Genomic DNA, 25,694 nt, shown 5'->3' on the forward strand with positions numbered 1-25,694 from the left:
CTCGCACGCCGCTCGCAGTACTCCGAACCGCCGTCCGCGATCCGCAATCAACCGGACGTACGCGCGGTGACTGCGGTCTGTCCCCGGCACGAGGCAGGATGGTTTCATGCATCCCCCCGACCCCGACGACCCGAACGTCGGCCCCGGCGGCACCCGCGACGGCAACCCCGCCGCCGGTAGGCCGCGCGGTGACGCCGAGCGAAGTCGGGAGGACACTGGGAACGCGCGGGACGGCGGCCGCAGTGCGTCGGGGGGTTCACGGATGAGCAGTCAGAGCGAGGGCGGCAGCAAGAACGCCGGACCGAGCGGTCCCGGCCCGGAAGGTGCTGGGAAGTCGACCGGTGATCGGCTCACTGATGCTCGGGAGCGGGTCGGGTCCGCGAGCAAGAAGGTCGGGCATGCGTCGAAGGTGGGCGCCGAGGGGGTTGCGTCGGCGTCCAAGAAGGCGGCTGAGGTCAGTGGGAAGGTCGGCCGCGCGACCGGACGCCGGATCCGGGGGCTGACCAACGCGCAAGGTGCCGGCGAATCCGGGCTTTCGCGGCTGATCGAGCTCGGTGCGGTCAACGCGGCCGGTGATACCGCGTTCGCCGTATCGCTGGCCGGGACGGTGTTCTTCACCGTGCCGAGCGACCAGGCGCGCGACCGGGTGGCGCTGTTCCTGCTCCTGACGATGGCGCCGTTCGCCTTGATGGCGCCGCTGATCGGCCCGATCCTCGACCGGTTCCGCCACGGCCGTCGCTGGGCGATCGGCGCGACCCTCGGCGTCCGCGCGTTCCTCGTCTGGACCCTTGCCTCCTCGATCTCCGGCCACGGCTCCGCGTGGCTGTATCCGGCCGCCCTCGGCTGCCTCGTCGCCTCCAAGGCGTACGGCGTCACCCGCGCCTCCGCCGTACCGCGTCTGCTCCCGAAGCAGATCACCCTCGTCACCGCGAACTCACGCATCTCGCTCGCCGGTGTCGCCGGCGCGACCGTCGGCGCCGGTATCGCGGCCGGGTTCGCCTCGATCGGCCCGCAGTGGTCGCTGCGGTGGGCCGCGCTCGTGTACATCGTCGGCCTGATCCTCGCGATCCGCCTGCCGAGCGCGGTCGACTCCCCCGCCGACGAAGAAGTCACGGGTACGGCGGGACGCGAAGCGCGGCGGCGCGCGATCACCGCGGCGGTGGCGCGCGGGATCCGGTGCAACCTCGGACTGCGGTTCGTGTCCGGCTTCCTGACCATGTACTTGGCGTTCCTGTTGCGCGACCAGCCGATCAGCGGAGTGAAAGGCGCCGTCGCGGCCGCTGCGGTGATCGCCGCGGCCGGCATCGGCAACAGCCTCGGCACCGTGCTCGGATCGTTGCTCAAGGCACGCAAACCGGAAGCGGTCGTGCTGGTCGTGCTGCTCGTGGACGCGGCCGTGGCGGTCGCGGTCGCGGTGCTGTACGGGTTGCCGATCCTGATCGCGCTCGGTCTGGTGGCCGGCTTGTGCAGTTCGCTCGGCAAGTTGTCGCTCGACGCGATGATCCAGCGCGACGTCCCGGAGTCCGTGCGTACGTCGGTGTTCGCGCGCTCGGAGACGGTGTTGCAGCTGGCCTGGGTGATCGGCGGCGGGTGCGGGATCGTGCTGCCGTTGATCCCGCGGCTCGGGTTCGGGTTCCTGGCCGGCGTACTGGTGATCGTGGTCTTCCTGGTACTGCGGATGCGCCCGGCGGCGCGCCCGACCCAAGGGCCTCTGCGCCCGGGCGGTCTCGGTGGACCACGCACCGACGCCCACCCGCACACGCACCCGGACGATCGCCCGTCGTCCGGCGCTGGGCGCACCGAGGGCACGACCCGCACGATCCTCACCACCAGCGTCGCCGAGCAGCGGGCGAACCGCGCGCGCCGTACGGACTCCGGCGAAGAACCGACCATCGAGTGGCGCTCCGGCGGCCGGCCCCCGACCGACCCACGCCCGAACGACCACTCCGGCAACCGCGAAGCCCCGGACAGCCGGCCGGATCGACGTCCCCGCAGCCGACCGGAGCCGGAGAGCCGGCCAGATCCATCGGCCGGTCGCTGGTGGAGCGGCCAACCCGACGAGGACGACGACACCACCCAGAACCAAACCCCCTGGGCCGAAGAGCCCACCGAGGAACGCAACCCCGGCGGCGGCCTGTTCAAACGCCGCCCCGGCGGCGACAACAACCGCCGCCCACCCCGCTGACCGCCGAATCGTGGCGTTCGGCGGTGACCCCGAACCTCGAGTCGTGGATCACGGCTGACTTTCGCAGCCGCATCTCACGACTCGGCGGATGGTTGCTAGCGGACCGGGGTTAGGTCGGGCGCTGGCTCGGCGTGGGTGGTGCCGCGGAGGGCGAGGGTGGCGGTCACCGCGGTGGCCAGCAGGAGCAGGGTGCCGACCAGGGCGACGACGTTCATGCTGTGGGTGAAGGCGTGGCGGGCAGTGGTCAGTACGGTGTCGGCCAGCTCACCCGGCAGGTGAGCGGCCGCGGCAGTCGCAGCCGGCAGACCCTCACGGACAGGCCCGGCAACACCGGCCGGCAGCGAGGACGGGAGGTCGGCGCGGTACGCCGCAGTACCGATCGAACCCAGGATCGCGATGCCGAGCGCTCCACCGAACTCGGAGCAGGTCTCCATCACGGCGGACGCCGAGCCGGCCCGCTCCGGGGCGACCGAACCGACAACCGCCTCGGTGACCAGGGTCATCACCATCACCAGACCGGCAGCCAGCAGACCCGCACCAGTCAGCGGCACCGCGAGCGACGAGTCAACGTGCACCTGAGTGAGTACGGCGTACCCGGAGGCCGCGAGTACGAAGGCTCCACCGATCACGTACGCCCGGTCCATCTTGTTGGCCAGTGCAGTGGCCAGCGGAGCCGCGCCGCCAACGAGCACCGACGGAGCCAGCGACCACAGCGCCGCCTTCAGCGGGCTCAGTCCGTGCACCAACTGCAGATACTGGGTCAGGAAAACAGCGTTCCCCACCAGCGCCAGGGTCCCGACGGTGTTGGCGGCCAGCGATCCGCTGAACGCCCGGTTGCGGAACATCGACAGGTCGACCATCGGGTGCGCCGCGGTCCGCTGCCGCTGCACGAAGAGCACCCCGAACACCAGCCCGGCCACGATTGCCACGATCCGCATCATCGAAGCACCGTTGGCCGCGACCTCCTTGATTCCCCAGATGACCGGCAGCACGGCCGCCAGCGAGAGCACCGAGCCCAGCAGATCGAACCGTCCACCAGCAGGAGTCTTGAACTCCGGCAGCAGCATCGGCGCGAGCACCAGCAGCAGAACCATCGCCGGGGTGTTGATCAGGAACACCGAGCCCCACCAGAAGTGCTCCAGCAGGAACCCGCCGAGCACCGGCCCCAGAGTGATTCCGCCCATCATCACCGCGCTCCAGAACGCGATCGCCTTCGACCGCTGCTTCGGGTCGTGGAACATGTTCCGGATCAGCGCGAGGGTCGACGGCATCAGGGTCGCTCCCCCGATCCCGAGGAGGGCACGGGCCGCGATCAGCTGCTCCGGGTTCTGCGCGTACGCCGCCGCGACCGAGGCGAGTCCGAAGCCGATCGCACCGAAGATCAGCAACCGGCGCCGTCCGATCCGGTCGCCGAGCGAGCCCATGGTGATCAGCAGGCCGGCGAGCACGAACCCGTAGATGTCGAAGATCCACAGCTGCTCGGTGGCCGACACGCCGAGGTCCGCGCTGATGAACGGGACCGCGAAGTACAGCACCGACACGTCCATCGAGACCAGCAGCAGCGGCAGTGCGAGCACGCCGAGCGCGATCCACTCCTTGCGTCCCGCTCGTTCTGCACTCATGACACCCTCCTGAGGGATCTGTCTACGCCGCACACTGTGTACGACATAGACAGACCATAACCGAGACTGTCTATGATGTAAACAGATAAGATGCGGGCGTCGAGGGAGGAAGTCATGGACGAAGAACTGCCGCGGGTGCTTCAGCAGCTGTGGGGCATCGAGGGGCGCAGCCGGCCGGGCCCCAAGCCCGCGTTCCAGGTGGGCGACATCGGCCGCGCGGCGATCAAGCTCGCCGATGCGGGCGGGCTGACCGCGGTCTCGATGAGCAAGGTGGCCGCCGAGCTGGGCGTGACCACGATGGCGCTCTACCGGTATGTCGAAGCGAAGGACGACCTCTACATCGTCATGCTCGACGAGGCGTTCGGCCTGCCGCCGGACACCAGCGACGCGGAGGACTGGCAGGAGCGGATCACGACCTGGGCCGAGGCGTTCCGGTCCGCGCTGCAGGCGCACCCGTGGATCCTGCAGGTCCCGGTGTTCGAGCCCCCGCTGTCACCGAACCAGCTCGTGTGGATGGAGGAGGGCCTGCGCGCGTTCGAGGACACGCCGCTCACGCCGAGCGACCGGCTGTCCGCGATGCTCCTGGTCAACATCTACGTCCGCGGCACGACCGGCCTGAGCGTGAACATGCTCAACCTGCCGCCGCAGGAGGCAGCCGCCGCCGGCGAACGCTACGCCCGCCGTCTGCGCATGCTCGCCACATCGGAGCGGTTCCCCGCGATCAAGGCGACCCTCGAGCAGCCGCAGGACTTCATCGACAACGACCCGACCGAGTTCTACTTCGGCCTGACCACGGTCCTCGACGGCATCCAGACGCTGATCAGCCGCCGCACCTAGAAGTCGAGCTCGTCCGCAACTAGAAGTCGAGCTTGTCCGCGACCCCGCGGAGCACGGTCGCGACCTGCTTCGAGGACTTGCTGTCCGGCTGGCGGCCGCGGCGGTAGTTCTCACCGATGCGGTCGAGGAGCTTGATCAGGTCCTCGATGACGACCTGCATCTCCTCCGGCTTCGGGCGCATCGCCTTCGCGACCGACGGCGGCGGGTCGATCAGCCGGACCTGCAGGGCCTGCTCGCCCTTGCGTCCCTCGACGACGCCGAACTCGACCTTCTGCCCGGGCTTCAGGTTGGTGACACCGGCCGGCAAGGCCTCGGCGCGGACATAGACGTCCCCGCCCTCCTCCTTGCTGAGGAAACCGAACCCCTTGTCGGAGTCGTACCACTTCACCTTGCCAACGGGCACGGGGACCTCTTCATCGGTATCGTCGGAAGCGATCGAGCCGTGAGGCCCGATCAGGAAACCCAGCGTACGTGACCCGGCGCAACCGCGCCTCCGGGAAACTACCTGATCCGGCAGTCTTCCCGCACCTCACATACTCCGATACTTTTCGGGATCCGAGAGCCGCTCGTTCATGGATCCGGACCGGAACCCACGCGGGTCGACCCGCGCCGCCGCGAACCCTTCGGCGATGACCGCATCGACCAGCTCCTGCTGGTCCACCCGATCGAGCAGATCGGCGTCGATCTCGATCGACGCGCTCTCGCCGAGATCGCGTACGCGCACGTTCTGCAGACCGTACGACGCGAGTCGCGCGCGGACCGTCTGCTCGGCCCGGTCGACCCGTGCGAGCAGGTTCGGCGTGATGCGGATGCCGTACGCGATCCGGCTCGACAGGCAGGCCGCGGCCGGCTTGTCCGAGGTCTCGAGCCCCCAGCTGCGCGACGCCGTACGGATCTGCGTCTTGGTCAACCGCGCGTCCCGCAAGGGCGTCAGCGCGCCCCGCTCGAAGGCGGCGCGGATGCCCGGACGGAACCCGGCGATCGCGTCGTCGGCGTTCGTCCCGGTGGCGATCGCGGTGATGCCGAACTCGTCCGCGATCGGCTGCAGCGTCTCGATCAGCTCGGCCTTGCAGAAGTAGCAGCGGGCGCCCGAGTTGGCCTGGTAGCCCTCGCGCTCCATCTCGTGCGTGTGCGGGGTGACATGGCGTACGCCGAGGGTGTCGGCGAACCGCGCCGCCGGCTCCAGCTCCGCCGCCGGCAGCGAAGGAGACACAGCGGTCGCCGCGACGACGTTGGCCGGCCCGATCGCCCGGGCCGCGGCCGCGAGCAGGAACGCCGAGTCGGCGCCGCCGCTGAACGCGACGACCATCTTGTCGTACGACGACAGCCGCTTCATCAACGCTTCCAGCCGCTGCTCGAGGACGTACTCGTCGACCCAGGCCGGGAACTCGGTGAGGTCGTTCAGAACGACGTCGGCGCCGTACGCCCGCAGCTCGTCGGCGGTGAACGGACCGGTCGCAACCGAGACCGCGAGGGCCCCGGCCGCGTGCGCGCCGTCGATGTCGGCGGTGTGATCGCCGACGTAGATCGTCGCCTCGTGCTCGCGCAGCGCCGTACCCTTCTCGGCTCCGTGCAGGTCGCCGACCGGCTCGTCGACGTCCAGCCCGAGGTGCTCGAGGTGCAGCCGGACCGACGGGGTGTACTTCGCGGAGACGACCATGGTCCGCCCGCGCAACGCCCGGATCGCGGCCAGCGACTCGGCCACGCCCGGCAGCGGCAGGCTGCCCGTGATCGCGTGCGACGGGTAGTGCTCGCGGTACCGCGCCACCATCGCGTCGACCTGCTCCGGCGGGAACCAGTTCGCCATCTCCCAGGTCAGCGGCGGCCCGAGCCGGCTCACCACCAGGTCGGTGTCGATGTACACCCCGGTCTCGGCGGCCAGCAGGTCCCAGACGGCCTGGATCCCCGGCCGGGAGTCGATCAGCGTCATGTCCAGGTCGAATCCGACCACGAGCTCCGGCACATCGGCGGCGGTCGGGGCGGGCTGGATCTCGGCGGTTGACACGTCCCCAACCCTACGTGCTCCGAATGAACCACCGGCAGCCGGACCAAATTGGACATTCAGCGGCCTTCTGTCCGAGCACTTGACATCGGAGACACTTTTGTAAACCCTCGACCTCATGACCTCGTTTGCCGATCGAACCAAACGCCGGCTGCGTGACGAACTGCTCGACGCGGCGCAGGAGGCGGTCGTCGCCGGCGGATACGACGGACTCCGGATGGCCGCGGTGGCTCGCCGGACCGGGGTCTCGCGCCAGACCGTCTACAACGAGTTCGGCGACAAATGGGGCCTGCTCGAGGCAGTCGCGGCCCGCGAGACCGAGCGGTTCCTGCTGGATGTCAACACTGCGCTCGCCGAGCAGCCTCACCCGATCGACGGTCTCCGGGCCGCGGTCGAGCGCGCGCTCACGCTGGCCGGGGAGAACCCGCTGGTGAAGGCGGCCCTGAGCCAGCCGGGATCGGACCAGGCAAGTCAACTGCTGACCACACGGGGGCAGCAGGTGCTGGAACTGGCCCACCTCCGGCTGGGTGCGCACGTCAGGGAGCACTGGCCGGAGGTCCCCGCGGAGGACGCGACCAGCTGTATGGACGTCGCCTTGCGCGTTGTCATCAGCCACATCGTCACGCCGGGCCCTCCCCCGGCGACGGTGGCCGATCAGCTGGCTCGCGTCCTCTCGCCGTTCTTGTCCGAGTCGAGGAGGCAGCACGTATGAACGAACTGCACAGGCAAGGGTTCAGCTCGCTGAAGGCCGGTGGCCTGAACTGGGACGCGCTGCCGCTGCGCCTGTTCGACAAGGGCAACGGCAAGTTCTGGAACCCGCGCGACATCGACTTCAGCCAGGACGCCAAGGACTGGCAGGAGCTGAGCGAGAACGACAAGGACAACGCGCTGATGCTCTGCTCGCAATTCATCGCGGGCGAGGAGGCGGTGACCGAGGACCTGCAGCCGTTCCTGCAGGCGATGGCCGCCGAGGGACGGTTCGGCGACGAGATGTACCTGACCCAGTTCTGCTTCGAGGAGGCCAAGCACACCGCGGTCTTCCGGCTCTGGCTGGACGCGGTCGGCGTCACCGAGGACCTGCATCACTATGTCGAGAACAACCCCGGGTACCGCGCGATCTTCTACGAGGCTCTGCCCGTCGCACTCAAGTCGCTGGCCGACGACCCCTCACCGGCGAACCAGGTCCGCGCATCGGTCACCTACAACCACGTAGTGGAAGGAACTCTGGCCCTGACCGGGTACCACGCATGGAACCTGCTCTGTACTGCGCGTGGCGTGCTGCCCGGCATGCAGGAGCTGATCCGCCGGATCGGCGACGACGAGCGCCGGCACATGGCGTGGGGCACGTTCACCTGCCGCCGGCACGTCGCCGCGGACGAGGGGAACTGGAAGATCGTCACCGACACGATGGAGGAGCTCCTCCCGCACGCGCTGACGCAGATCCAGTGGGCGATGGACAACACCGCCGAGCTCCCGCCGGAGATCAACCCGACCGCCCTGATGACGTACGCCGGTGACCGCGCGACTCGTCGCCTCGGCGCGATCGAGTCGGCCGTCGGCGCGAACGTGGCCGGCATCGACCTCGACTACTCCCCCGAGAAACTCGAGGACGACTTCGGCGACGAGGACTCAGCCGCGCTGGCGGCGGTTCGCTAGCAGGACGATGAGCGCCGCAGTCGCCAGTACCGCAGGGAGCCAGGTGACCGTCGTCGTACCGAGGTGGTCGGCGACCTGGCCGCCGGTGAAGGCGCCCACTGCGATCGATCCGTTGTAGACCCCCACCAGGACAGCGGACGACGATTCGGGGGCACTGGGCGCCGCGGCATGTCCCCAGGCCTGGGTGCTGACACTCGTTCCGCCGTACGCGAGGCCCCAGATCACCAGCAGGACAAGGGATCCGGCGGCGGTGGCGCCGAGCACGGGCATCGCGAAGGTGGCGAGCGCGATGCCGCCGGCGATCACGGCGAGGGCGCGGGTCGGGCGCAGCGCGCCGGTGAGGAAGTTGCCGAGGACACCGGCCACGCCGTACGCGAGCAGGAAGGTCCCGATCAGCGCCGGACCGGTGTGCGGCTCGAGGAGCGGCCGGATATAGGTGTACGCCGCGAAGTGGCCGGTCACGATCAAGGCGACCAGGACGAGGCCGACGCGGACGTCCTTGATCTGCAGGACATCCCGTACGTCGCACCATCGCACCGCCTTCTCGGGAGCGAGGGACGGAAGGTGGTAGATCAGCGCGGTGGTCAGCGCCAGCGACAGCAGGCCGACACCCGCGAAGGCCCAGCGCCAGCCGAGGAGTTCACCGACGTACGCGCCGGCCGGGATGCCGAGCACGGAGGCGATTCCGATGCCGCTGAAGATGAGCGAGGTGGCGGGACCGGCGGCATGTTCGGGTACGACGCGGCGGGCCAGGCCGATGGTGAGCAGCCAGACGCCGCCGATCGAGACAGCCATCAGGACCCGCGCGAGCATGAAGATCCAGAAGGACGGCGCGAGGGCGGCGAGGAATCCCGCGGCCGCGAGGAGCACCATCAGGCCGGCCAGGACTGTGCGGCGGTTGAGTGTTCCCAGGACGAGCGGGAGGACGGGGGCTGCGACGGCGGAGACCACGCCGGTGACGGTCAGGCTGAGACCGGCGGTTCCTTCGCTGATCTGCAGACCGGTGGCCATCGGGGTGAGCAACCCGACCGGGAGCATCTCGGCGGTCACCACCGTGAACACCGTCCCGGCCATCGTGATCGGCGCCGCCCAGCCCCGGGTGCCCACCTCGTCAGCGCAGATCGTCGTCATACATCCAGTGAGCCGCCGCGAGGTGGTGCGGAACAACGGCGATGTGATCATGCTTGTATTAGCTGAGCTAATCGATCGGAGGTATGCCGTGGCTGTGGAGGTCCGTGAGCTCGAATGCTTCCTGGTCCTCGCCGACGAGCTGCACTTCGGCCGTACGGCGGAGCGCCTGTACCTGTCGCAGAGCCGGGTCAGCCAGCTGCTGCAGTCGCTCGAGCGCCGGATCGGCGGCCCGCTGTTCGAGCGGACGAGCCGGCGGGTGGCGCTGACGCCGCTCGGGAAGGAGTTCCTGACCTCGCTGCGACCGGCGTACGCGGCGCTCGAGCGGGTCGTCGAGGGCGCTCGCGAGTACGCCGCCAACACGAAGGGCAAGCTCCGCATCGGCTTCCAGGGCACGGCGAACGACGACATCCTCGGCGCGGTCTCGGGATTCCAGTCCCGCAACCCGAACTGCTTGATCGACGTCTGCGAGATCCCGCTGAACGATCCGTTCGGGGCACTCCGGCACGGTGAGCTCGACGCGGCCGTCGTACTGCTGCCGGTCGCCGAGGACGACCTCGTCGTCGGCCCGATCTTCTCCCGCCAGCCGCAGACGCTCGCGGTGTGCACCCGCCACCGACTCGCGGACCGCGCCTCGATCGACGTCGAGGACCTTGCCGGCGAAACGCTGATCGCGTTCGCCGGACCGGCCCCGAACTACTGGCGCCAGGCCCAGGCGCCCACCCAGACGCCCGGCGGGGCACTCATCCACCGCGGCCCGGACGTCAAGACCCTCCAAGAAGGCCTGTCGCTGATCGCCGCCGACCGCGGCGGCATGATCATCTGCCGCCCTACAGCCGCCCTCAACAACCGCGCCGGCATCACCACAGTCCCACTCACCGGCATCCCCGAGTCGGCCCTCGCCCTCATCTGGCGCCGCGGCGAAGACACCCCCTCGGTCAAGGCCTTCGCCGAACACCTCAAGGGCGCCTGAGATGTCCACCTGGGCGGACGTCGGCCGGATCGCCCTCGCTCTCCCCGCCGCGCTGGCAGGCCGGGCCCACGAGGGCTCACCGGCGTACGACGTCGCCGGCCACCAGTTCGCCCGGTTGCGCCGCGACGACGACAACCGCGAGATCCTGCAGTTCTGGACCACCGACGACCGCGAGGCGCTCGCCGGCAGCAACCCAGAGGCCTACTGGCTGGCCAAGGCGTTCCCATCGGCCGTCTTCGCCCACCTCGACGCGCTGGCAGCGGACGAGCTCCGCGAGATCGTCACCGACTCCTGGCGGGCGCGCGCCCCGAAGCGCCTGCTGAAGGCGCATCCGGAGATCGGCTGAGCGGGTTTCCTTACGCCAGGCCGAGGAGGTCGACGGAGCGTTCGCGCATCTCGACCTTGCGGATCTTGCCGGTGACGGTCATCGGGAAGTCGTCGACGAGCAGGACGTACTTCGGGATCTTGAAGTGCGCGAGCTTGCCGGTGGCAAACGTTCTGATCGCGTCGGCGTCGAGCGGATCGGCGCCGGGCTTGAGTTTGATCCAGGCGCAGAGTTCCTCGCCGTACCTTTCGTCGGGCACACCAATGACCTGGACGTCCGCGATCGACGGGTGGGTGTAGAGGAACTCCTCGATCTCACGCGGGTAGACGTTCTCGCCGCCGCGGATGACCATGTCCTTGATCCGGCCGACGATGTTCACGTACCCGTCCTCGCGCATCGTGGCGAGATCGCCGGTGTGCATCCAGCGGGCCTGGTCGATCGCCTCCGCGGTCTTGTCCGGCTCGTCCCAGTAGCCGAGCATCACGGAGTACCCGCGGGTGCACAGCTCCCCTGGCTCGTTCCGCGGTACGACGAGGCCGGTGGCCGGGTCGACGAGCTTCACCTCGACGTGCGGCATGACGCGACCGACCGTCGACGTACGGCGGTCGAGATCGTCGTCGCGCCTGGTCTGCGTGGACACCGGCGACGTCTCGGTCATCCCGTAGCAGATCGCGACCTCGGCCATGTGCATGTCCGCGACGCAACGCTTCATCACCTCGACCGGGCACGGCGACCCGGCCATCACGCCCGTCCGCAGGCTGGTCAGGTCGTAGTCCGCGAAGTCCGGCAGACCGAGCTCCGCGATGAACATCGTCGGTACGCCGTACAGCCCCGTGCAGCGCTCGTCCTGCACCGCCTTCAACGTCGCGGCCGGGTCGAACGCCGGACTGGGGATCACCATGCAGGCGCCGTGAGTGGTGCAGCCCAGATTGCCCATCACCATGCCGAAGCAGTGGTAGAAGGGCACCGGGATGCACAACCGGTCGTCGGCGGTGAACGCGATCGTCTCGGTGACGAAGAAGCCGTTGTTCAGGATGTTGTGGTGGCTGAGGGTCGCGCCCTTCGGGAATCCCGTTGTGCCGCTGGTGTACTGGATGTTGATCGGGTCGTCGAAGGACAGCTCGGCCTCGCGGGCAGTCAGTTCGTCGACGCTGATCCGGCCGGCGTCGCCGCGGAGCGCGTCCCAGTCACCGGTGCCGAGGTAGATCGTCTCCTCGAGCGCGGGACACTTCGGCCGGACCTCCTCGACCATCTCGCGGTAGTTGCTCGTCTTGAACTCGGTCGCCGAGACGAGCAACCGGACACCGGACTGGTTCAGCGCGTAGGACAGCTCGTGGGTCCGGTACGCCGGGTTGATGTTCACCAGGATCGCGCCCATCAACGCGGTCGCGTACTGCGTGATCGTCCACTCGGCCTGGTTCGGCGCCCAGATGCCGACCCGGTCACCCTTCGCGATCCCCCGCGCCAGCAGGCCGCGAGCGACGAGTTCGACCTCCGCGCCGAACTCGTCGTACGTCCAGCGTCTTCCGGTCTGCACCTCGACCAGGGCTTCGCGATCGCCGTACTCGCTGATCGTTCGTCTCAGGTTCGCGCCGATCGTCTCACCCAGCAACGGAACCTCGGACACCCCGGACGCGTACGACGGAAGGCTCATCCCTTCATCGTCACCTCAGCCCGATGACGCTGCAAGTGCACATGCGGCAGGAAACAGGGTCTCTCATTTCCGACAACCACTCGGAGGCGATCGCCGAGTTGAAAGGTGCGGGGTCTGCGGGCCGGGACAGCAGCGCGACGCTGTCCCGGTTGTTGAGGCGCAAGTCCAAGTCGCAGTACCAGGCCACTTCGGTGTCTGCCGCGGACGCCGCGAAGAGCATCGACTCGGCCAGTCGCCTGTTCGAGGCCGCCCAGACCGTCATCCCTACCTGAGCGGTGTCTCGTAGATTTGTAGTTCGGTGCCTGAGGGGGCTTGGCCGTCGTCGGGAGCGGTGTAGAGGCGGAGTTTGGTGGGGGTGGTTTCGAGGGCTACTGGGTTGCGGGTGGCGTTGTGGTTGGTGGTGGGGGAGAAGTACGGGAACGGAATCTCGTGGAGGATCCGGTTGGTGCGTAGGTCCAGGAGGGCCAGTCCGCCGAGGTCGTACGACGTGTTGTCCGGGCCGGGGAGCGTGGTCACACCGCCGCACAGCTGCTTGCCGTGGGCGGCGTAGCTGCAGTCCTGGTAGTCGAGGAAGTGCGACTCGTTGGCGAGCTTGCTGAGCTGCCGGCCGGTGGGAGTCCAGCTGTAGAGAGTGCGGGAGCCCCAGCTCACCCCGTGCACCTGACCGGTCGTCCGGTCGCGCACTACTCCTCCGACGTGATCATTCACCCGGAAACGCTCGCTGACCTCGTAGGTCGTCGGGTCGACCGTGTAGACGATCGCCCGCGAGTCCGGCCGGTACTCCGCCGCCGGCACCCACAGGTCCTGCCCGTCGAAATCCAGTCCGCCCGGGTGGTACGCCGTACCCTCGCCGAGCCGGATGTCCTCTATCAGCCTCCCCTGCCGATCGATGGCGAGCAGGTGCCCGATCCCCGTGCCCGGCGTGCGGTCGTACCCGTCGACCGGCTCCGGATACTTCTCCGGCGCCTCCAGCACCTCGACGCTGGTCATGAAGATCAGCTCCCCGACCAGCGCGAACCCCTGCGGGTGGTACGTCGGGAACTCCAGCGGCACCCGCTCCACCAGGGTCCACGCAGTACTGCGGTCAGTGGTCAGGAACGCACGCGTCAAGTCAGAGTCCCGGTGGGCCTGTAGGTCACTGCACATCGAAAGGCTCCTCTATCAGGGTGGATGGTCGATGGTGAAGTGTGTGATGCCCACGTGACATCCAGGTGATGCAGACTGGCGGATATGGATACTGGGGTCAGTGTTATCGGGTCGGGGCAGGTCAGTGGGACGCCGGACGTGTTGCGAGTGTCGTTCGGGGTCGACCAGGTGGCGCCGGACGTCGCGTCCGCGGTCGCCCGGGTCGGGGAGCAGACCGACGCGGTCATCGCGGCGCTGCGCGGGCACGGGATCGAGGAGTCGCAGCTCGGGACCAGTGCGGTGAATGTGTACCAGGACTACAAGGAGCCCGACGCGACTCCGGCGTACCGGGCGTCGCACACCATCACTGTCCAGACGAGGGACCTGATCGGATTCGGCGCGCTGCTCAACGCGGCGGTTGATGCCGTGGGCAACAGCCTGGGGCTGCACGGGCTGCAGTTCGACATCGAGGACAAGTCCGAGCTGCTGACCCGGGCCAGGGAACTCGCTTTCCAGCAGGCCAAGGAGAAGGCCGGGCAACTGGCGGCCCTGTCGGGTTACTCGCTCGGCTCGGTCACCGCGATCAGCGAGACCCGCGGCGATTTCCCGATCCACCCGCAGGGCGTGTCCCTCGGCATGGGCGGCGCCTACGATTCAGCGATCAACATCACTCCGGGCGACCACATTGTCTCCGTCTCCCTGGAAGTGCACTTCGCCTGGGCGTAACGCGCGTCTCAAAAGCAGAACAGGTGTTGCGTTGTCGGTGCCTTCGTAGAGACTTCTCTCATGTACGCACCGGCGCCGCTGCGGCGGCAACTCAGTCGGTCCGGGCTCCTACTGCTCGGACCGGCCTTCGTTGCGGCCGTTGCGTACGTCGACCCGGGGAACTTCGCGACCAACATCGCGGCCGGCGCTACGTACGGTTACCTGCTCTGCTGGGTGGTCGTCGGCGCCAACCTGATGGCCGTCCTGGTGCAGTACCTCGCGGCCAAGGCGAGCATCGCGACCGGGCGGACCCTGCCGCGGCTGTGCCGTGACCACTTCCGCCGGTCGACGTCGACCGGGCTGTGGGCGCAAGCCGAGGTGGTGGCGATCGCGACCGACCTGGCCGAGGTGGTCGGCGGTGCTATCGCGCTGAATCTGCTGTTCAAGATCCCGCTGCTGCTTGGCGGCGTGATCACCGGCGCGGTGTCGTTCGCCTTGCTGATCTATCAGTCGAAGCGCGGCCAACGCCCCTTCGAGGCAGCGATCATCGGCCTGCTCGCCGTCGTACTCATCGGCTTCGTGGTGTCGACGGCGAAGTCGGATCCGTCCGCGAGCGGCGTGGTCGGCGGACTGGTGCCCCGCCTGGACGGGACGCAGTCGCTCGTGCTGGCGGCCGGCATGCTCGGCGCGACCGTGATGCCGCACGCGATCTGGCTGCACGGTGCCCTGGTCACCGACCGGCACTGGAAGAGCATCCGCTCCCAGGAAGGCAAATCGCGGGTGCTGCGGGCCACCCGGATGGATGTGGCGATCGCGATGGCGCTGGCCGGGGCCGTCAACCTGGCGATGGTCGTGCTGGCAGCGGCCGCCCTGAAGGGCAGCGGCGCGGATTCGCTCCACGCGGCGCACGTGGCGATCGGCGACCGTCTCGGCCAGCTCCCGGCGCTCCTGTTCGCGCTCGCGTTGCTGGCCAGCGGGTTCGCCTCCTCGTCGGTCGGGACGTACGCCGGCTCCGTCATCCTGGACGGCTTCTGGCAGCGACGCGTCCCGCTGGCCGCCCGCCGCCTGATCACTCTGGTGCCCGCCCTGCTCGTCCTCGCGATCGGCATCGACCCGAGCCGGGCCCTGGTCGTTTCCCAGGTGGTGCTGAGCTTCGGGATCCCGTGCGCGCTGTGGCCGTTGGTGAGATTGACCGCATCCCGGCGCGTCATGGGTAACCTTGTCAACCGCAGGGCGACTACTCTCGCGGCATGCCTGGTAGCGACCGCCGTCACGGCCCTCAACGTCGTACTGATCGTGCTGACCGTTCGGGGATGACGTGACGCGGGTGTTCGCCGTGAGCGACATCCACGGCCACCTGGAGAAACTGACCCCCGCGCTGGCGGCCGCCGGCCTCACCGATGCCGACGGCAACTGGGCCGGCGCGGACGCCCGGCTGTGGTTCCTCGGCGACTTCTTCGACCGTGGCCCGGACGGCATCGGCGTACTGCGCTACGTCCGCGACCTGATCGAGCAGGCGCCGGACGACGCGATCCAGATGCTGCTCGGCAACCACGAGATCCTCGCGCTCGGGATGCGCCAGTTCGGCGACACGTTCGTACCGCACGACGGCATCACACTGCGCAGCTTCGAGCGTTCCTGGGCCTTGAACGGCGGGCAGGACCGCGACCAGGAGCTGCTCACCGACGACGAGACCGCCTGGCTGCTCGACCGGCCGATGCTCGCCCTCGACGCCGGGCACCTGCTGATGCACTCCGACACCGCGGAGTACGTCGAGTGGGGCGACTCGCTCGACGCGATCAACGCCGCCGCGAGCGCCGAGCTGCACTCCGACGACATCGAGGTGTGGTGGGAGATCTGGCGCCGGATGACGTCGCGGTACGCGTTCCGCGGCGACGGCGGGCCGGAGATCGCCCGCATCATGCTGCAGCACCTCGGTGGTCACCGGATCGTGCACGGCCACAGCATCGTGGCCGACCAGCTGGGCATCGACCCGCGGTTCCTGACCGGACCGCACCTGTACGCCGACGACCTCGTGCTGGGCATCGACGGCGGCGCGTTCGACGGCGGCCCGTGCCTGGTCGTCGAGCTGGAGGAGCTCACCGCGGACTGAGCCGACCACGGCGACCAGGCAGGACGCCGAAGCGGCTACTTGTCAGCCGTAAGAGTGCCGCCGATGGCCCAGCTGTCCGGCGGGGTCTCCTGGATCCAGACCTGGACGCTCTCGGCCGGGACACCGAGGCTGTCGACGAAGGCGTCGGTGACCTTCTGGACCAGTTCGCGCTTGAGCTCCGGGGTCCGCGGGCCTTGGAGGACGGTGACGATGGGCATCGGATCTTCCTTTCTGCGTTGGGTTGTGAGCCCATTCCAGCCGTCGCGGCCGCCGCGAACGAGACGCAGTACCGATGCGCTCCCATCACTCGAACTGATCGGACGCCTTCCGGCAGGCGTCCAGCAGTACGGCGAGATCGCCGCCGACCGTCGTACCGGCGGGGACGGCCAGGCTCGTCGTCAGCGCCAGCCGGGGGCGCGGTCGCCGGAACACCACCCGGCCTTCGCGGAGGAGGCGGGCGTGCGACTCGTAGATGACCGTCCAGCTCGGGGTGCCGGCGCCGATCGCGGCGTGTGTGTCCTGCAGGCTGCTGGAGCGCGGGCCGAGCACGGGCTCGAAGCCCGCCGCGGCGCAGGCCGACATGACCAGGTCGACGAGCGGTTGATTGGTGCGGCGTTCGGTGATGCGGAGTGGGAGGTCGCGAAGGTCGCTCAGGTCGATCTCGCCCGACGGTGCGGCGGAGGCGGGCAGTGCGACCAGCAGTGCGTCCTCCCAGACCGGGACGAACTCCAGACCGGCTGCCTCGTCGAGGCCCCGGACGAAGGCAGCGTCCAGTTGGCCGCCGCGCACCCGGTCCAGTCTGGCGCGGGTCGGCGTACTCACCAGCTCCACGTGCAGGCCTTGCGACGAGAGCTCCGCGACCACGGTCTCGAGCCGCTCGCCCAGTCCTGTGCTGGTGCCGAGTCGGAGTGTTCTGCCCGGGCGACCGGTGGCGGCGGCGCGGGCGTTGTCGACAGCGGTGAGGACGGCGCGGGCGGCCGGCAGGAAGCGTTGGCCGGCTTCGGTGAGGCGGATGGCGCGGGCCGAGCGGTCGAACAGGAGGACGTCCAGCTCGCGTTCGAGCCGGGCGATCTGCTGGCTCACGCCGGGCTGGCCGATGCCGAGTTGCTCGGCCGCCCGGCCGAAATTGAGCACCTCGGCCACGGTCACGAAGTACTGGATCTGCCGTAGCTCCACATCGACATGATCCACGGGGGAATGCCCCCGCGGCGACCGGGGTTGTCAGGGGGTATGGCGGAGAAGACTGTGAAGATTCCTGGGCCGGACCACCCGATCACCGTCGGGAAGAACCCGGACCGCGTCGTCGTGAAGGTCGGTGACCAGGTCATCGCGGACACCCACGACGCCCTGTCGCTGCAGGAGGCGAACTATCCGGCGGTGCAGTACATCCCGCGGAAGGACGTCGACCTCACGCAGCTCGAGCGGACCGAACACGAGAGCTACTGCCCGTACAAGGGCGACGCCGCGTACTACAGCGTCCTCCCCGCCGGGGCGGACGGGGTGAACGCCGTCTGGACCTACGAGCAGCCGTACGACGCGGTCGCGGACATCCGCGAGCACGTCGCGTTCTACCCGGACAAGGTGTCGATCGAGATCATCGCCGACTGACGAAGTCGGTGAGGACCGGAGCGAGCACCTCCGGCGGTACGACGTGGTGGTGGCCCGCGAGCTCGACGAGTTCGGCCGCGGGCAGGATGGTCACGATCCGATGGGCGGCGTCGACCATGAACGGAGCCGAGGTGGTACCGGCGAGGACGAGGGTCTCCGGCTTGATCGCGCTCAGCACCTCGACCGGAGTACCGCCGTCGGTGAGGCCGTGTGCCATCACCGCGAAGTCGTAGGCGAGCGTGGGCGCGCGCTCGGCGAGGCCGGGAGTGGCGGCCGTCTCGAGTGCGATCGGCTTCGGCAGGCCCGTCATCATCATGAACAGCTCGACAGCCTCCCGGTTCTGACCCTCGCGGATCCGCTCGAGCACCTGCTCGCCGTCGTCCGAGGGATCCACGTCATCCGGGCCGTACGGCGGTTCGTGCAGCATGACGTGTGTGAACGGCAGCCCGGTGCTCGCTGCGATCGCCGCGAGTCCCGCACCGGACGAGTGCCCGTAGATGGCTGCCGTACCGCCGACCGCCGTCACCAGCCCGGCGATGTCGTCCACCTCGCGCTGGACGGCGTACGGCGTGACGTCGCCGGAGTCCCCGCGACCTCGCCGGTCGTACGTCACCACGTCGAAATGGTTCGCCAGCTCGTCAGCCAGCGGCCGGAGCGAGTGCCGGTCGCACAGCGCTCCTCCGACCAGGATCAACGGGTGCCCGCTGCCCAGTCGGTCGTAGGCGATCGTCGTACCGTCCGCAGACGTCACTGTCTCCATGTTGCCCTCCAGTTCGGCGTTGACGGTTGTGACGTCGGAGCCGATGGGGAGCTTTCGACATATCCACTGGCGGTGAACCGGTCCGGGTGATTCACTGCGTCGCGATGATCAACAGAGTCGACACTTACCTTCACAGCGTCCCGCTGTCCGGTGCAGTCGCCGAGCAGGTCGGACCGTTCACCTTGTTCCGTAGTACGACGGTCTGGCCGTACTACGCGCGCCCGGTGCCGGGATCCGGCGTCACGATCAAGCCGGACGATGTCGAACTCGTCCGTGCGCGCTGCGCCGAGCTGGAGATCCCGCTGAGCTTCGAGTGGGTCGTGGAGACCTGCCCGTCGCTGGGAGCGGCTGCGGCTGCGGCGGGCCTGAGCGTCGTCGAGCACCCGTTGCTGGTGCTGGAGCGGGACGACTTCCGACCTGTCGTGACTGATGCTCGCGTGGAGATCTTGTCCGCAGACGAGGACGTCCTCCGGCAGTGTCGTGCGGTCGCCAACCTGGCGTTCAGCGACCCGGGTACTGCGGTGGGCGCCGCTGGGCCGGCCGAGCGGGACGCGGCAGCCGCTGAGATGGCCGACAAGATGGTGGCGACGCTGCGAGACCGGGCGCTACGGGGTGTTGCAGTCAACGCGGGTGCGTTCACCGACGAAGGCATGGTGGCCAGCGGGACGCTCGCGCCGGTCGATGCCACCGCCGAGATCGTCGGCGTCGGAACGGTCCCGTCCATGCGCCGCCGCGGTTTGGGAGCGGCTGTGACGTCGACGCTGGTCGAGCACGCCTTCGCCAACGGAGTTGACCTCGTGCTGCTGTCGGCCGAGTCCGACGCCGTCGCGGCCGTCTACGAGCGCGTCGGCTTCCACCGGATCGGGAGCGCCGGGGCCGCAGAGTGACCGGCAGCCCGACCTCCCGCCTGGTCGTACTACGCGGGAACTCGGGCTCCGGCAAGTCCACCACGGCACGGGCACTGCGCGAGCGCCTCGGCCGCGGCACCGCGTGGGTCGAGCAGGACCACCTCCGCCGCATCCTGCTCCGCGAGCACGACCTCCCGGGCGATGTGAACATCGGACTCATCGATCTGAACGTCCGCTACGCGCTGGACCACGGGTACGACGTGCTGCTCGAGGGCATCCTGAACGCCGGCCGCTACGGCGACATGCTCCGCCGGCTGACGGCTGACCACCGCGGCAGCACACTGCACTACTACTTCGACATTCCGTTCGAGGAGACCGCCGTTCGGCATGCCACGCGGGAGCTGGCTGGGGAGTTCAGCGTCGAGGCCATGCGGGAGTGGTATTGCGAGCGGGACCTACTGGACGGCGTCGAGCAGACTGTGATCGGTCCGGACAGCGCACTCGACAAAACCGTGGGCCAGATCCTGACCGACCTTGGGGTCGAGACCGCCGGGGCCGTACCTTTGGAAGGATGAGCACTACCGAGCCGACCCGCCCCCGTACCCTCGCCGAGGCGCTGCGGACGTGGGACGACGCCGGGCTCGGTGAGCTGCTGCGGCGGCGGCCCGATCTGGCGCTGCCGATTCCTGCGGACACCGGGCAGCTGGCGGCGCGGGCGACGAGCAACGCGTCGGCTGCGCGGGCGGTCAACCGCTTGGACGAGTTCGGTGTGGACCTGCTCGAGTCGCTGTCGGCACTGCCCGAGCCGGTCGACCTGGAGGCGCTCGCGCGGGGTGTCGATCAGCCGGTGGCCGTGGTCCGGCCGCGGGTGACCGAGCTGCTGGACCTCGCCCTCGTGTGGGGCACAGAGGACGACCTGCGGCCGATCCGCGCGGTGCACGAGCTGCTCGGTCCCACACCAGCCGGGCTCGGTCCGGTCACCACGCGGCACTTCGGTGACCTGGACAAGCTGATCGAGGAGGCCGGTCCCGACGCGCGGGCCGTGCTCGACAAGCTGACCTGGGGTCCGCCGACCGGTTCGGTGGAGAAGGCCGAGCGGCCGGTGACGATCGCGTCCGCCCGTACTCCGGTGGAGCGGTTGCTGGCGCGAGGTCTCGTCGTACCCAAGGATCCGAACACCGTCGTACTGCCGCGGCAGATCGGTCTGCACCTGCGCGGCGGGCGAGTGCTGGCGTCGACCAGGCCGGTGCCTCCGCCGTTGGACGGGAAGAAGGTGTCGGCTTCGATCGCCGACCGCGCCGCGGCGGGGGCTGCGCTGGACCTCGTCCGGCTGGTCGACCGGGCGCTGGAGCAGCTGGGGACCGAGCCGCCGCCGGTACTACGGACTGGTGGCATCGGCGTTCGTGAGCTGCGCAATGTGGCGGGGAAGATCGGCGCCGAGGAGCAGAACGCCGCAGCGGTGCTGGAGATCGCGTACGCCGCCGGACTGGTCGCTGCGGTCGAGGTCGGGACCAGTGAGCTGTGGCTGCCGACCGGTGCGTACGACGACTGGCTGGAGCTGGACCTGGCGCATCGGTGGGCCCAGCTGGTCATGGCCTGGTTCTCCGGGCTCAGGGCGATCGGACTGATCGGACGGCGCGACAGCGGTGCTGGTACGGCGGCTGCTCGTGAGCGTCTGATCAACGCACTGGCGCCGGACCTGGAGCGGCTGCTGGCGCCGGAGATCCGCGTCCTTGCGTTGCAGGCCCTGGCCGGCGCCGGCGTGGGTAATGCGCCGGCTCCGCAGACAGTGGTGACGTGGGTCGCGTGGCATCGGCCTCGGCGCGGTGGGCAGTTCCGGGACGACCTGGTCGAGTGGAGCGTGTCTGAGGCGGCCTTGCTCGGGGTGACCGGGCTGGGCGCGCTGGCGAGTCATGCACAACCACTGCTGGGTGCGGAGCCGACCGCTGACGAGCTGGCCGACGCGATCAGTCCGCTGATGCCGGAGCCGGTGTCCGAGGTGCTGTTGCAGGCTGACCTGACCGCGATCGCTCCCGGCCCGCTGGTGCGGGTTGTGCAGGACGAGCTGTCCGCGATGGCGGATGTCGAGTCGGACGGTGGCGCGGGTGTCTACCGGTTCAGCGAGAGCTCGGTGCGGCGCGCGTTCGACCTCGGGCGGACCGCGGAGCAGCTGCACACCTGGCTGGCCGAGCATTCACGTACTCCGGTGCCACAGCCGCTGGCGTACCTCATCGACGACGTTGCGCGACGTCACGGCGTACTGCGGCTCGGGACGGCGTCGACGTACCTGCGGTGCGACGACGAGAACGTACTGACCCAGCTGCTCAACTCGAACCTGCCTGGTGTCCGGTTCCGTCGCCTGGCGCCGACCGTGGTGGTGTCGCCGTCGCCGCCGGACATGGTGCTGAGCCGACTGCGGGACGCCGGGTTGGCGCCACTCGCCGAGACGTTCGACGGGGCTCTGCACGTGACCGGTACGCCGCGGCGTGGCGAGGCTCCGCGTCGCCGTACCGGCCGGGACTTCAACGAGAGCGCGTTCGACCTGACCGACGACCAGGTGAAGGCAGTCATCGAGAAGGTCCGCGCCGGCGACCGGATCGTCGCCGAGCGCCCCGGCGACCAGGGCCTGGTCGAGCCGGCCGCTCCCGCCGAGACCATCGCCGTACTGACCAACGCCGCCGAGTCCCACACCCGCACCTGGATCGCGTACGTCGACCACAACGGCACCTCGTCGGAGTGCATCGTCGAGCCGGTCCGGGTGGCCGACGGCTGGCTGACCGCGTACGACGACACCACCGACAACCCCCGCACCTACGCCCTCCACCGCATCTCCGCCGCCCGGGTCGTCGATTGACCGCGCTGCTGGTAGTCCTGACCGGCTTGCCGTACAGCGGTAAGACGACGCTGGCTCGCGCACTCGAACGCAACGGCGCGACCGTGGTCGAGCTGGACCACATCAACCGCGAGCGCGGCTTCCGGATCGAGGACGGCGTACCGATGGCAGAGTGGCCGGAAACCATCCGCCAGGCAGAGGCGAGGATCGAGGAGAGCAGCGCGGACGTGGTCGTCCTCAGCTGGGTCAATCCGAGTGAGCGCGATCGCCGGCGCTGGCGAGACTTCGCGTCGGCACGCGGCATGCGCCATCAGGTCGTGTACCTCGCCGCTGACCAGGAGCTGCTCGACACCCGGCGCAGCGTCGCTGTTGCGGCACCGGACCGCCACATGCTCTCCGACGAGGTTCTGCAGCGCGTGCAGCGGCGGTTCCAGCCACCGGCGGAGGACAGCGCGCTGGTTGTCGAAGCGGGCTGGAGCACCCAGAAGCAGCTCGAGGTCGTGACCGCAGCCCTGTGAATTGACCGCTCAGGCACAATGGAAGGTCGGGGCGAGATTGAGGAGCAACGCGTGACAGACGGTCCACTGATCGTGCAGTCGGACAAAACGTTGTTGTTGGAGACCGCGCATGCGGACGCCAACGAGTGTCGGAAGGCTATTGCGCCGTTCTCCGAGTTGGAGCGGGCGCCGGAGCATGTGCACACCTACCGGCTGACACCGCTGGGGCTGTGGAACGCTCGGGCCGCGGGGCACGACGCGGAGCAGGTCATCGACGTGCTGCTGCGCTACAGCCGCTACCCGGTCCCCCACTCGCTGCTCGTCGACATCGCCGAGACACTGGACCGGTACGGGCGGCTGCGCCTGGAGAAGCACCCGCAGCACGGACTGGTGCTGGTGACGACCGACCGGCCGGTGCTGGAGGAGGTGCTGCGCAGTAACAAGGTCAAGCCGATGCTGGGTGAGCGCATCGACGACGACACCGTCCTGGTACACCCCTCGGAGCGCGGCCACCTCAAGCAGACCCTGCTGAAGCTCGGCTGGCCCGCGGAGGACCTGGCCGGGTACGTCGACGGCGAGGCGCACAAGATTGAGCTGAAGCTGGACGGCTGGGAGATGCGCCCGTACCAGCAGCAGGCGGTCGACTCGTTCTGGCACGGCGGCTCCGGTGTCGTCGTACTGCCCTGTGGGGCCGGCAAGACGATCGTCGGCGCGGCCGCGATGGCACAGGCGTCCGCGACCACGCTGATCCTCGTCACCAACACCGTGTCGGCGCGGCAGTGGAAGGACGAACTGCTGCGGCGGACCAGCCTGACCGAGGAGGAGATCGGCGAGTACTCCGGCGCGCGCAAGGAGATCCGCCCGGTCACGATCGCGACGTACCAGGTGATGACGACGCGCCGGAAGGGCGTCTACTCCCACCTGGAGCTGTTCGACGCCCGCGACTGGGGCCTGATCGTGTACGACGAGGTGCACCTGCTACCGGCGCCGATCTTCCGGATGACCGCGGACCTGCAGACCCGGCGCCGGATCGGTCTGACCGCGACGCTGGTGCGCGAGGACGGCCGCGAGGGCGACGTGTTCTCGCTGATCGGCCCCAAGCGGTACGACGCGCCGTGGAAGGACATCGAGGCCCAGGGCTGGATCGCGCCGGCCGACTGCATCGAGGTGCGGGTGGATCTCGAGCAGACCGAGCGGTTCGTGTACGCGACCGCCGAGCCCGAGGACCGCTACCGCCTGGCCGCGTCCACACCGGCCAAGTCCCGGCTGGTGCGACGCATCGCCGACCACCACGCCGGTGAGCCGCTGCTCGTCATCGGTCAGTACATCGACCAGCTGGACGAGCTGGGTGAACGGCTCGAATGCCCGGTGATCAAGGGCGAGACCACCGTCCGCGAGCGCCAGCGGCTCTTCGACGCCTTCCGCCACGGCGAGATCACCCGCCTGGTGGTCAGCAAGGTCGCCAACTTCTCCATCGACCTCCCCGAGGCGTCCGTCGCCATCCAGGTCTCCGGCACCTTCGGCTCCCGCCAGGAAGAAGCCCAGCGCCTGGGCCGAGTCCTCCGCCCCAAGGGCGACGGCCGAACCGCCCGCTTCTACTCCATCGTCGCCAGAGACACCATCGACGCCGAATTCGCCGCCCACCGCCAACGCTTCCTGGCCGAACAGGGCTACGCCTACACCATCGTGGATGCCGAGAACCTCTTCGCCTAGCTCCTGAATCTGCATCTCGACAGGACGTGTCGGCTGGAGCGAGCGATCGCCACGCTCAGCACGGCGACCGTCCGTTGCGATTTGAGGGACACCTCCTGTCGAGATGCAGGAGTCATCCGGCGAGCAGCTGAGCCAGCGTCGCGCGAACGGTGGCCACGACCCAGGTGGGGTCGCCGATGATCTGCTCGTAGGTGAACCGGAGCACCAGCCAACCGGCCGCGTTCAGCTCGTCGTAGCGGTAGCAGTCCGCCGCGAAATCCCGTCGAGAACCGTGGAACTCGAAGCCTTCGGCTTCCAGCGCCAATCTGGCCCGCCGATGTCCCAGGTCCACCCGTGCCCGGAAGCCCTCGTGCGTGACCAGGAGCTGCGGTTCGAAGTCCTCGATGGCCTGGCTGACAAGCAACGCGCGGAGCATCGATTCCAGGAAGCTGCCGGACAGCGGCGTCGCAGCGACGGCCACCCGGCGAGCTTTCGGGCAACCGGCGCCCCGCATCGCGACTGCGCCGGAGACCAGCTCCTCCGAGTTCAAGCGCCCGGTTGCCAGCGCTGCATCCGCGACGGCGAGTCCCTCGGCGAACGGCAGGGTTCGCGAACAGTCGAGGACAGTCCTCGACAGCGAGGTGACTCGGTCCCGTCGCTCGCCGGAACTGACATCCGCCCAGTGCACCACAGCGGGTGGGCCAGGGCGTGGACGACGGTGCGGCGGAACCATCACGTGGGGCTTCTCCGGTGTCACCAGAAGCGGCAGACCCGAGGCAGCCGCAGCGCTGACATGCGAGAGGACGCCGTCGTAGGCAAGCACCGCCACGGTGTCGGCCGGAAGGTCGGGCAACGCATAGATTCCCGACGCGATCCGCTGGATCTCGCCGCGCTCGAGCGCCTTCGCAACAGCGTGGCGAGAGGCCACCCGCGCCAGGTCGGCGAAGGTAGCCTAGCCACCCTGGTGCATCACGAACTGGGCGACCGATTGCATCCCAGGATGGTGCCTCACATCGGCCGGCCGCTGCGTTGGTTCATCCACAGGCGACAACTCGACAGGAGGTGTGCGCCCTCAGCCGCCATCTGCACGCTCAGCCGATTCGCCGCTGCCTCACAGTGGACATATACGTC

General features: G+C 69.1%; 26 protein-coding genes. 16 read left to right on the plus strand and 10 right to left on the minus strand.

Translation table 11 applies throughout. The features are described from left to right. Window positions 1–106 precede the first annotated feature (106 nt). Window positions 107–2,185 carry an MFS transporter gene (locus ACIA58_RS00260; RefSeq protein WP_396401410.1) on the plus strand — a complete coding sequence of 693 codons (2,079 nt, stop codon included), beginning with the start codon at window positions 107–109 and terminating at the stop codon, window positions 2,183–2,185. Window positions 2,186–2,280: 95 nt separating this feature from the next. On the opposite strand, the gene ACIA58_RS00265 is transcribed toward ACIA58_RS00260, so the two are convergent. After that, window positions 2,281–3,807, minus strand: a complete 1,527-nt coding sequence (locus ACIA58_RS00265) for an MFS transporter (protein WP_396401411.1) — start codon at window positions 3,805–3,807, stop codon at window positions 2,281–2,283. 114 nt (window positions 3,808–3,921) lie between these two features. On the opposite strand from ACIA58_RS00265, the gene ACIA58_RS00270 reads away from it, so the two are divergent. Beyond that, the gene (locus ACIA58_RS00270; protein WP_396401412.1) at window positions 3,922–4,644 is read left to right on the plus strand and encodes a TetR/AcrR family transcriptional regulator; all 723 of its coding nucleotides are present in this window, start codon (window positions 3,922–3,924) and stop codon (window positions 4,642–4,644) included. Window positions 4,645–4,663: 19 nt separating this feature from the next. Here ACIA58_RS00270 and ACIA58_RS00275 read toward each other — a convergent pair whose 3' ends face one another. Continuing rightward, complete coding sequence (locus tag ACIA58_RS00275) at window positions 4,664–5,047, minus strand: cold-shock protein (protein WP_396401413.1); 384 nt, start codon at window positions 5,045–5,047, stop codon at window positions 4,664–4,666. A gap of 126 nt (window positions 5,048–5,173) precedes the next feature. Beyond that, window positions 5,174–6,649 (minus strand): ATP-dependent sacrificial sulfur transferase LarE, encoded by a 1,476-nt coding sequence (gene larE, locus ACIA58_RS00280; protein ID WP_396401414.1) that lies wholly within the window; start codon window positions 6,647–6,649, stop codon window positions 5,174–5,176. Window positions 6,650–6,764: 115 nt separating this feature from the next. Here larE and ACIA58_RS00285 point away from each other — a divergent pair, with 115 nt between their 5' ends. Further along, entirely contained in the window at window positions 6,765–7,358 is a 594-nt protein-coding gene (locus ACIA58_RS00285; protein WP_396401415.1) for a TetR family transcriptional regulator, read from the plus strand. Continuing rightward, window positions 7,355–8,302, plus strand: a complete 948-nt coding sequence (locus ACIA58_RS00290) for a R2-like ligand-binding oxidase (protein ID WP_396401416.1) — start codon at window positions 7,355–7,357, stop codon at window positions 8,300–8,302. Before ACIA58_RS00285 ends, ACIA58_RS00290 begins: the two co-directional genes overlap by 4 nt. Here the strand turns inward: ACIA58_RS00290 and ACIA58_RS00295 are convergent. Continuing rightward, window positions 8,276–9,433, minus strand: coding sequence for an MFS transporter (locus ACIA58_RS00295; protein WP_396401417.1), 1,158 nt, complete (start codon window positions 9,431–9,433; stop codon window positions 8,276–8,278). The genes ACIA58_RS00290 and ACIA58_RS00295 overlap by 27 nt on opposite strands. 88 nt (window positions 9,434–9,521) lie before the next feature. On the opposite strand from ACIA58_RS00295, the gene ACIA58_RS00300 reads away from it, so the two are divergent. Together ACIA58_RS00300 and ACIA58_RS00305 are read left to right on the plus strand one after the other, a co-directional pair. Continuing rightward, window positions 9,522–10,403 (plus strand): LysR family transcriptional regulator, encoded by an 882-nt coding sequence (locus tag ACIA58_RS00300; protein ID WP_396401418.1) that lies wholly within the window; start codon window positions 9,522–9,524, stop codon window positions 10,401–10,403. 1 nt (window position 10,404) lies between these two features. Further along, entirely contained in the window at window positions 10,405–10,749 is a 345-nt protein-coding gene (locus ACIA58_RS00305) for a hypothetical protein (protein WP_396401419.1), read from the plus strand. A 10-nt stretch (window positions 10,750–10,759) separates the two neighbouring features. Here the strand turns inward: ACIA58_RS00305 and ACIA58_RS00310 are convergent, their stop codons facing one another. Continuing rightward, window positions 10,760–12,382, minus strand: a complete 1,623-nt coding sequence (locus ACIA58_RS00310; RefSeq protein WP_396401420.1) for an AMP-binding protein — start codon at window positions 12,380–12,382, stop codon at window positions 10,760–10,762. 23 nt (window positions 12,383–12,405) lie between these two features. Here ACIA58_RS00310 and ACIA58_RS00315 point away from each other — a divergent pair, with 23 nt between their 5' ends. Continuing rightward, window positions 12,406–12,654: a hypothetical protein gene (locus ACIA58_RS00315; protein ID WP_396401421.1), complete on the plus strand. Its 249-nt coding sequence runs from the start codon at window positions 12,406–12,408 to the stop codon at window positions 12,652–12,654. On the opposite strand, the gene ACIA58_RS00320 is transcribed toward ACIA58_RS00315, so the two are convergent. Then, complete coding sequence (locus ACIA58_RS00320) at window positions 12,647–13,492, minus strand: DUF6454 family protein (RefSeq protein WP_396401422.1); 846 nt, start codon at window positions 13,490–13,492, stop codon at window positions 12,647–12,649. The two genes, ACIA58_RS00315 and ACIA58_RS00320, sit on opposite strands and share 8 nt — an antisense overlap. Before the next feature lie 120 nt (window positions 13,493–13,612). Between ACIA58_RS00320 and ACIA58_RS00325 the strand changes: the two genes are divergently transcribed. From ACIA58_RS00325 to ACIA58_RS00335, 3 genes are read left to right on the plus strand one after another with little or no spacing between them, the layout of a single operon-like run. Beyond that, window positions 13,613–14,233, plus strand: coding sequence for an SIMPL domain-containing protein (locus tag ACIA58_RS00325; RefSeq protein ID WP_396401423.1), 621 nt, complete (start codon window positions 13,613–13,615; stop codon window positions 14,231–14,233). A gap of 60 nt (window positions 14,234–14,293) precedes the next feature. Continuing rightward, window positions 14,294–15,529 (plus strand): Nramp family divalent metal transporter, encoded by a 1,236-nt coding sequence (locus ACIA58_RS00330; protein ID WP_396401424.1) that lies wholly within the window; start codon window positions 14,294–14,296, stop codon window positions 15,527–15,529. Between the two features lie 19 nt (window positions 15,530–15,548). After that, window positions 15,549–16,325: a metallophosphoesterase gene (locus ACIA58_RS00335; RefSeq protein ID WP_396401425.1), complete on the plus strand. Its 777-nt coding sequence runs from the start codon at window positions 15,549–15,551 to the stop codon at window positions 16,323–16,325. 35 nt (window positions 16,326–16,360) lie between these two features. Here ACIA58_RS00335 and dmpI read toward each other — a convergent pair whose 3' ends face one another. Continuing rightward, window positions 16,361–16,681: a 4-oxalocrotonate tautomerase DmpI gene (gene dmpI, locus ACIA58_RS00340; protein ID WP_396403287.1), complete on the minus strand. Its 321-nt coding sequence runs from the start codon at window positions 16,679–16,681 to the stop codon at window positions 16,361–16,363. Then, window positions 16,629–17,501 (minus strand): LysR family transcriptional regulator, encoded by an 873-nt coding sequence (locus tag ACIA58_RS00345; RefSeq protein ID WP_396401426.1) that lies wholly within the window; start codon window positions 17,499–17,501, stop codon window positions 16,629–16,631. Before ACIA58_RS00345 ends, dmpI begins: the two co-directional genes overlap by 53 nt. Before the next feature lie 54 nt (window positions 17,502–17,555). Here ACIA58_RS00345 and ACIA58_RS00350 point away from each other — a divergent pair, with 54 nt between their 5' ends. Then, window positions 17,556–17,933 carry a DUF427 domain-containing protein gene (locus ACIA58_RS00350; RefSeq protein ID WP_396401427.1) on the plus strand — a complete coding sequence of 126 codons (378 nt, stop codon included), beginning with the start codon at window positions 17,556–17,558 and terminating at the stop codon, window positions 17,931–17,933. Here the strand turns inward: ACIA58_RS00350 and ACIA58_RS00355 are convergent. Then, window positions 17,920–18,693 carry an alpha/beta fold hydrolase gene (locus ACIA58_RS00355; protein WP_396401428.1) on the minus strand — a complete coding sequence of 258 codons (774 nt, stop codon included), beginning with the start codon at window positions 18,691–18,693 and terminating at the stop codon, window positions 17,920–17,922. The two genes, ACIA58_RS00350 and ACIA58_RS00355, sit on opposite strands and share 14 nt — an antisense overlap. Window positions 18,694–18,797: 104 nt before the next feature. Here ACIA58_RS00355 and ACIA58_RS00360 point away from each other — a divergent pair, with 104 nt between their 5' ends. The 5 genes from ACIA58_RS00360 to ACIA58_RS00380 are packed head-to-tail and all read left to right on the plus strand — an operon-like array spanning window position 18,798 to window position 24,584. Then, entirely contained in the window at window positions 18,798–19,580 is a 783-nt protein-coding gene (locus ACIA58_RS00360) for a GNAT family N-acetyltransferase (RefSeq protein ID WP_396401429.1), read from the plus strand. After that, window positions 19,577–20,116 carry a kinase gene (locus ACIA58_RS00365; protein WP_396401430.1) on the plus strand — a complete coding sequence of 180 codons (540 nt, stop codon included), beginning with the start codon at window positions 19,577–19,579 and terminating at the stop codon, window positions 20,114–20,116. Before ACIA58_RS00360 ends, ACIA58_RS00365 begins: the two co-directional genes overlap by 4 nt. Then, window positions 20,113–22,395, plus strand: coding sequence for a helicase-associated domain-containing protein (locus tag ACIA58_RS00370; protein ID WP_396401431.1), 2,283 nt, complete (start codon window positions 20,113–20,115; stop codon window positions 22,393–22,395). Before ACIA58_RS00365 ends, ACIA58_RS00370 begins: the two co-directional genes overlap by 4 nt. Next, complete coding sequence (locus tag ACIA58_RS00375) at window positions 22,392–22,892, plus strand: AAA family ATPase (protein ID WP_396401432.1); 501 nt, start codon at window positions 22,392–22,394, stop codon at window positions 22,890–22,892. The genes ACIA58_RS00370 and ACIA58_RS00375 overlap by 4 nt, the downstream gene beginning before the upstream one ends. Before the next feature lie 51 nt (window positions 22,893–22,943). After that, the gene (locus ACIA58_RS00380; RefSeq protein ID WP_396401433.1) at window positions 22,944–24,584 is read left to right on the plus strand and encodes a DNA repair helicase XPB; all 1,641 of its coding nucleotides are present in this window, start codon (window positions 22,944–22,946) and stop codon (window positions 24,582–24,584) included. A 112-nt stretch (window positions 24,585–24,696) separates the two neighbouring features. Here ACIA58_RS00380 and ACIA58_RS00385 read toward each other — a convergent pair whose 3' ends face one another. Then, window positions 24,697–25,491, minus strand: a complete 795-nt coding sequence (locus ACIA58_RS00385) for a DUF559 domain-containing protein (protein ID WP_396401434.1) — start codon at window positions 25,489–25,491, stop codon at window positions 24,697–24,699. Between the last annotated feature and the right edge of the window lie 203 nt (window positions 25,492–25,694).

Origin of the sequence: Kribbella sp. NPDC051586 (assembly GCF_044453965.1) — a bacterium.
Classification (GTDB): Bacteria; Actinomycetota; Actinomycetes; order Propionibacteriales; family Kribbellaceae; genus Kribbella.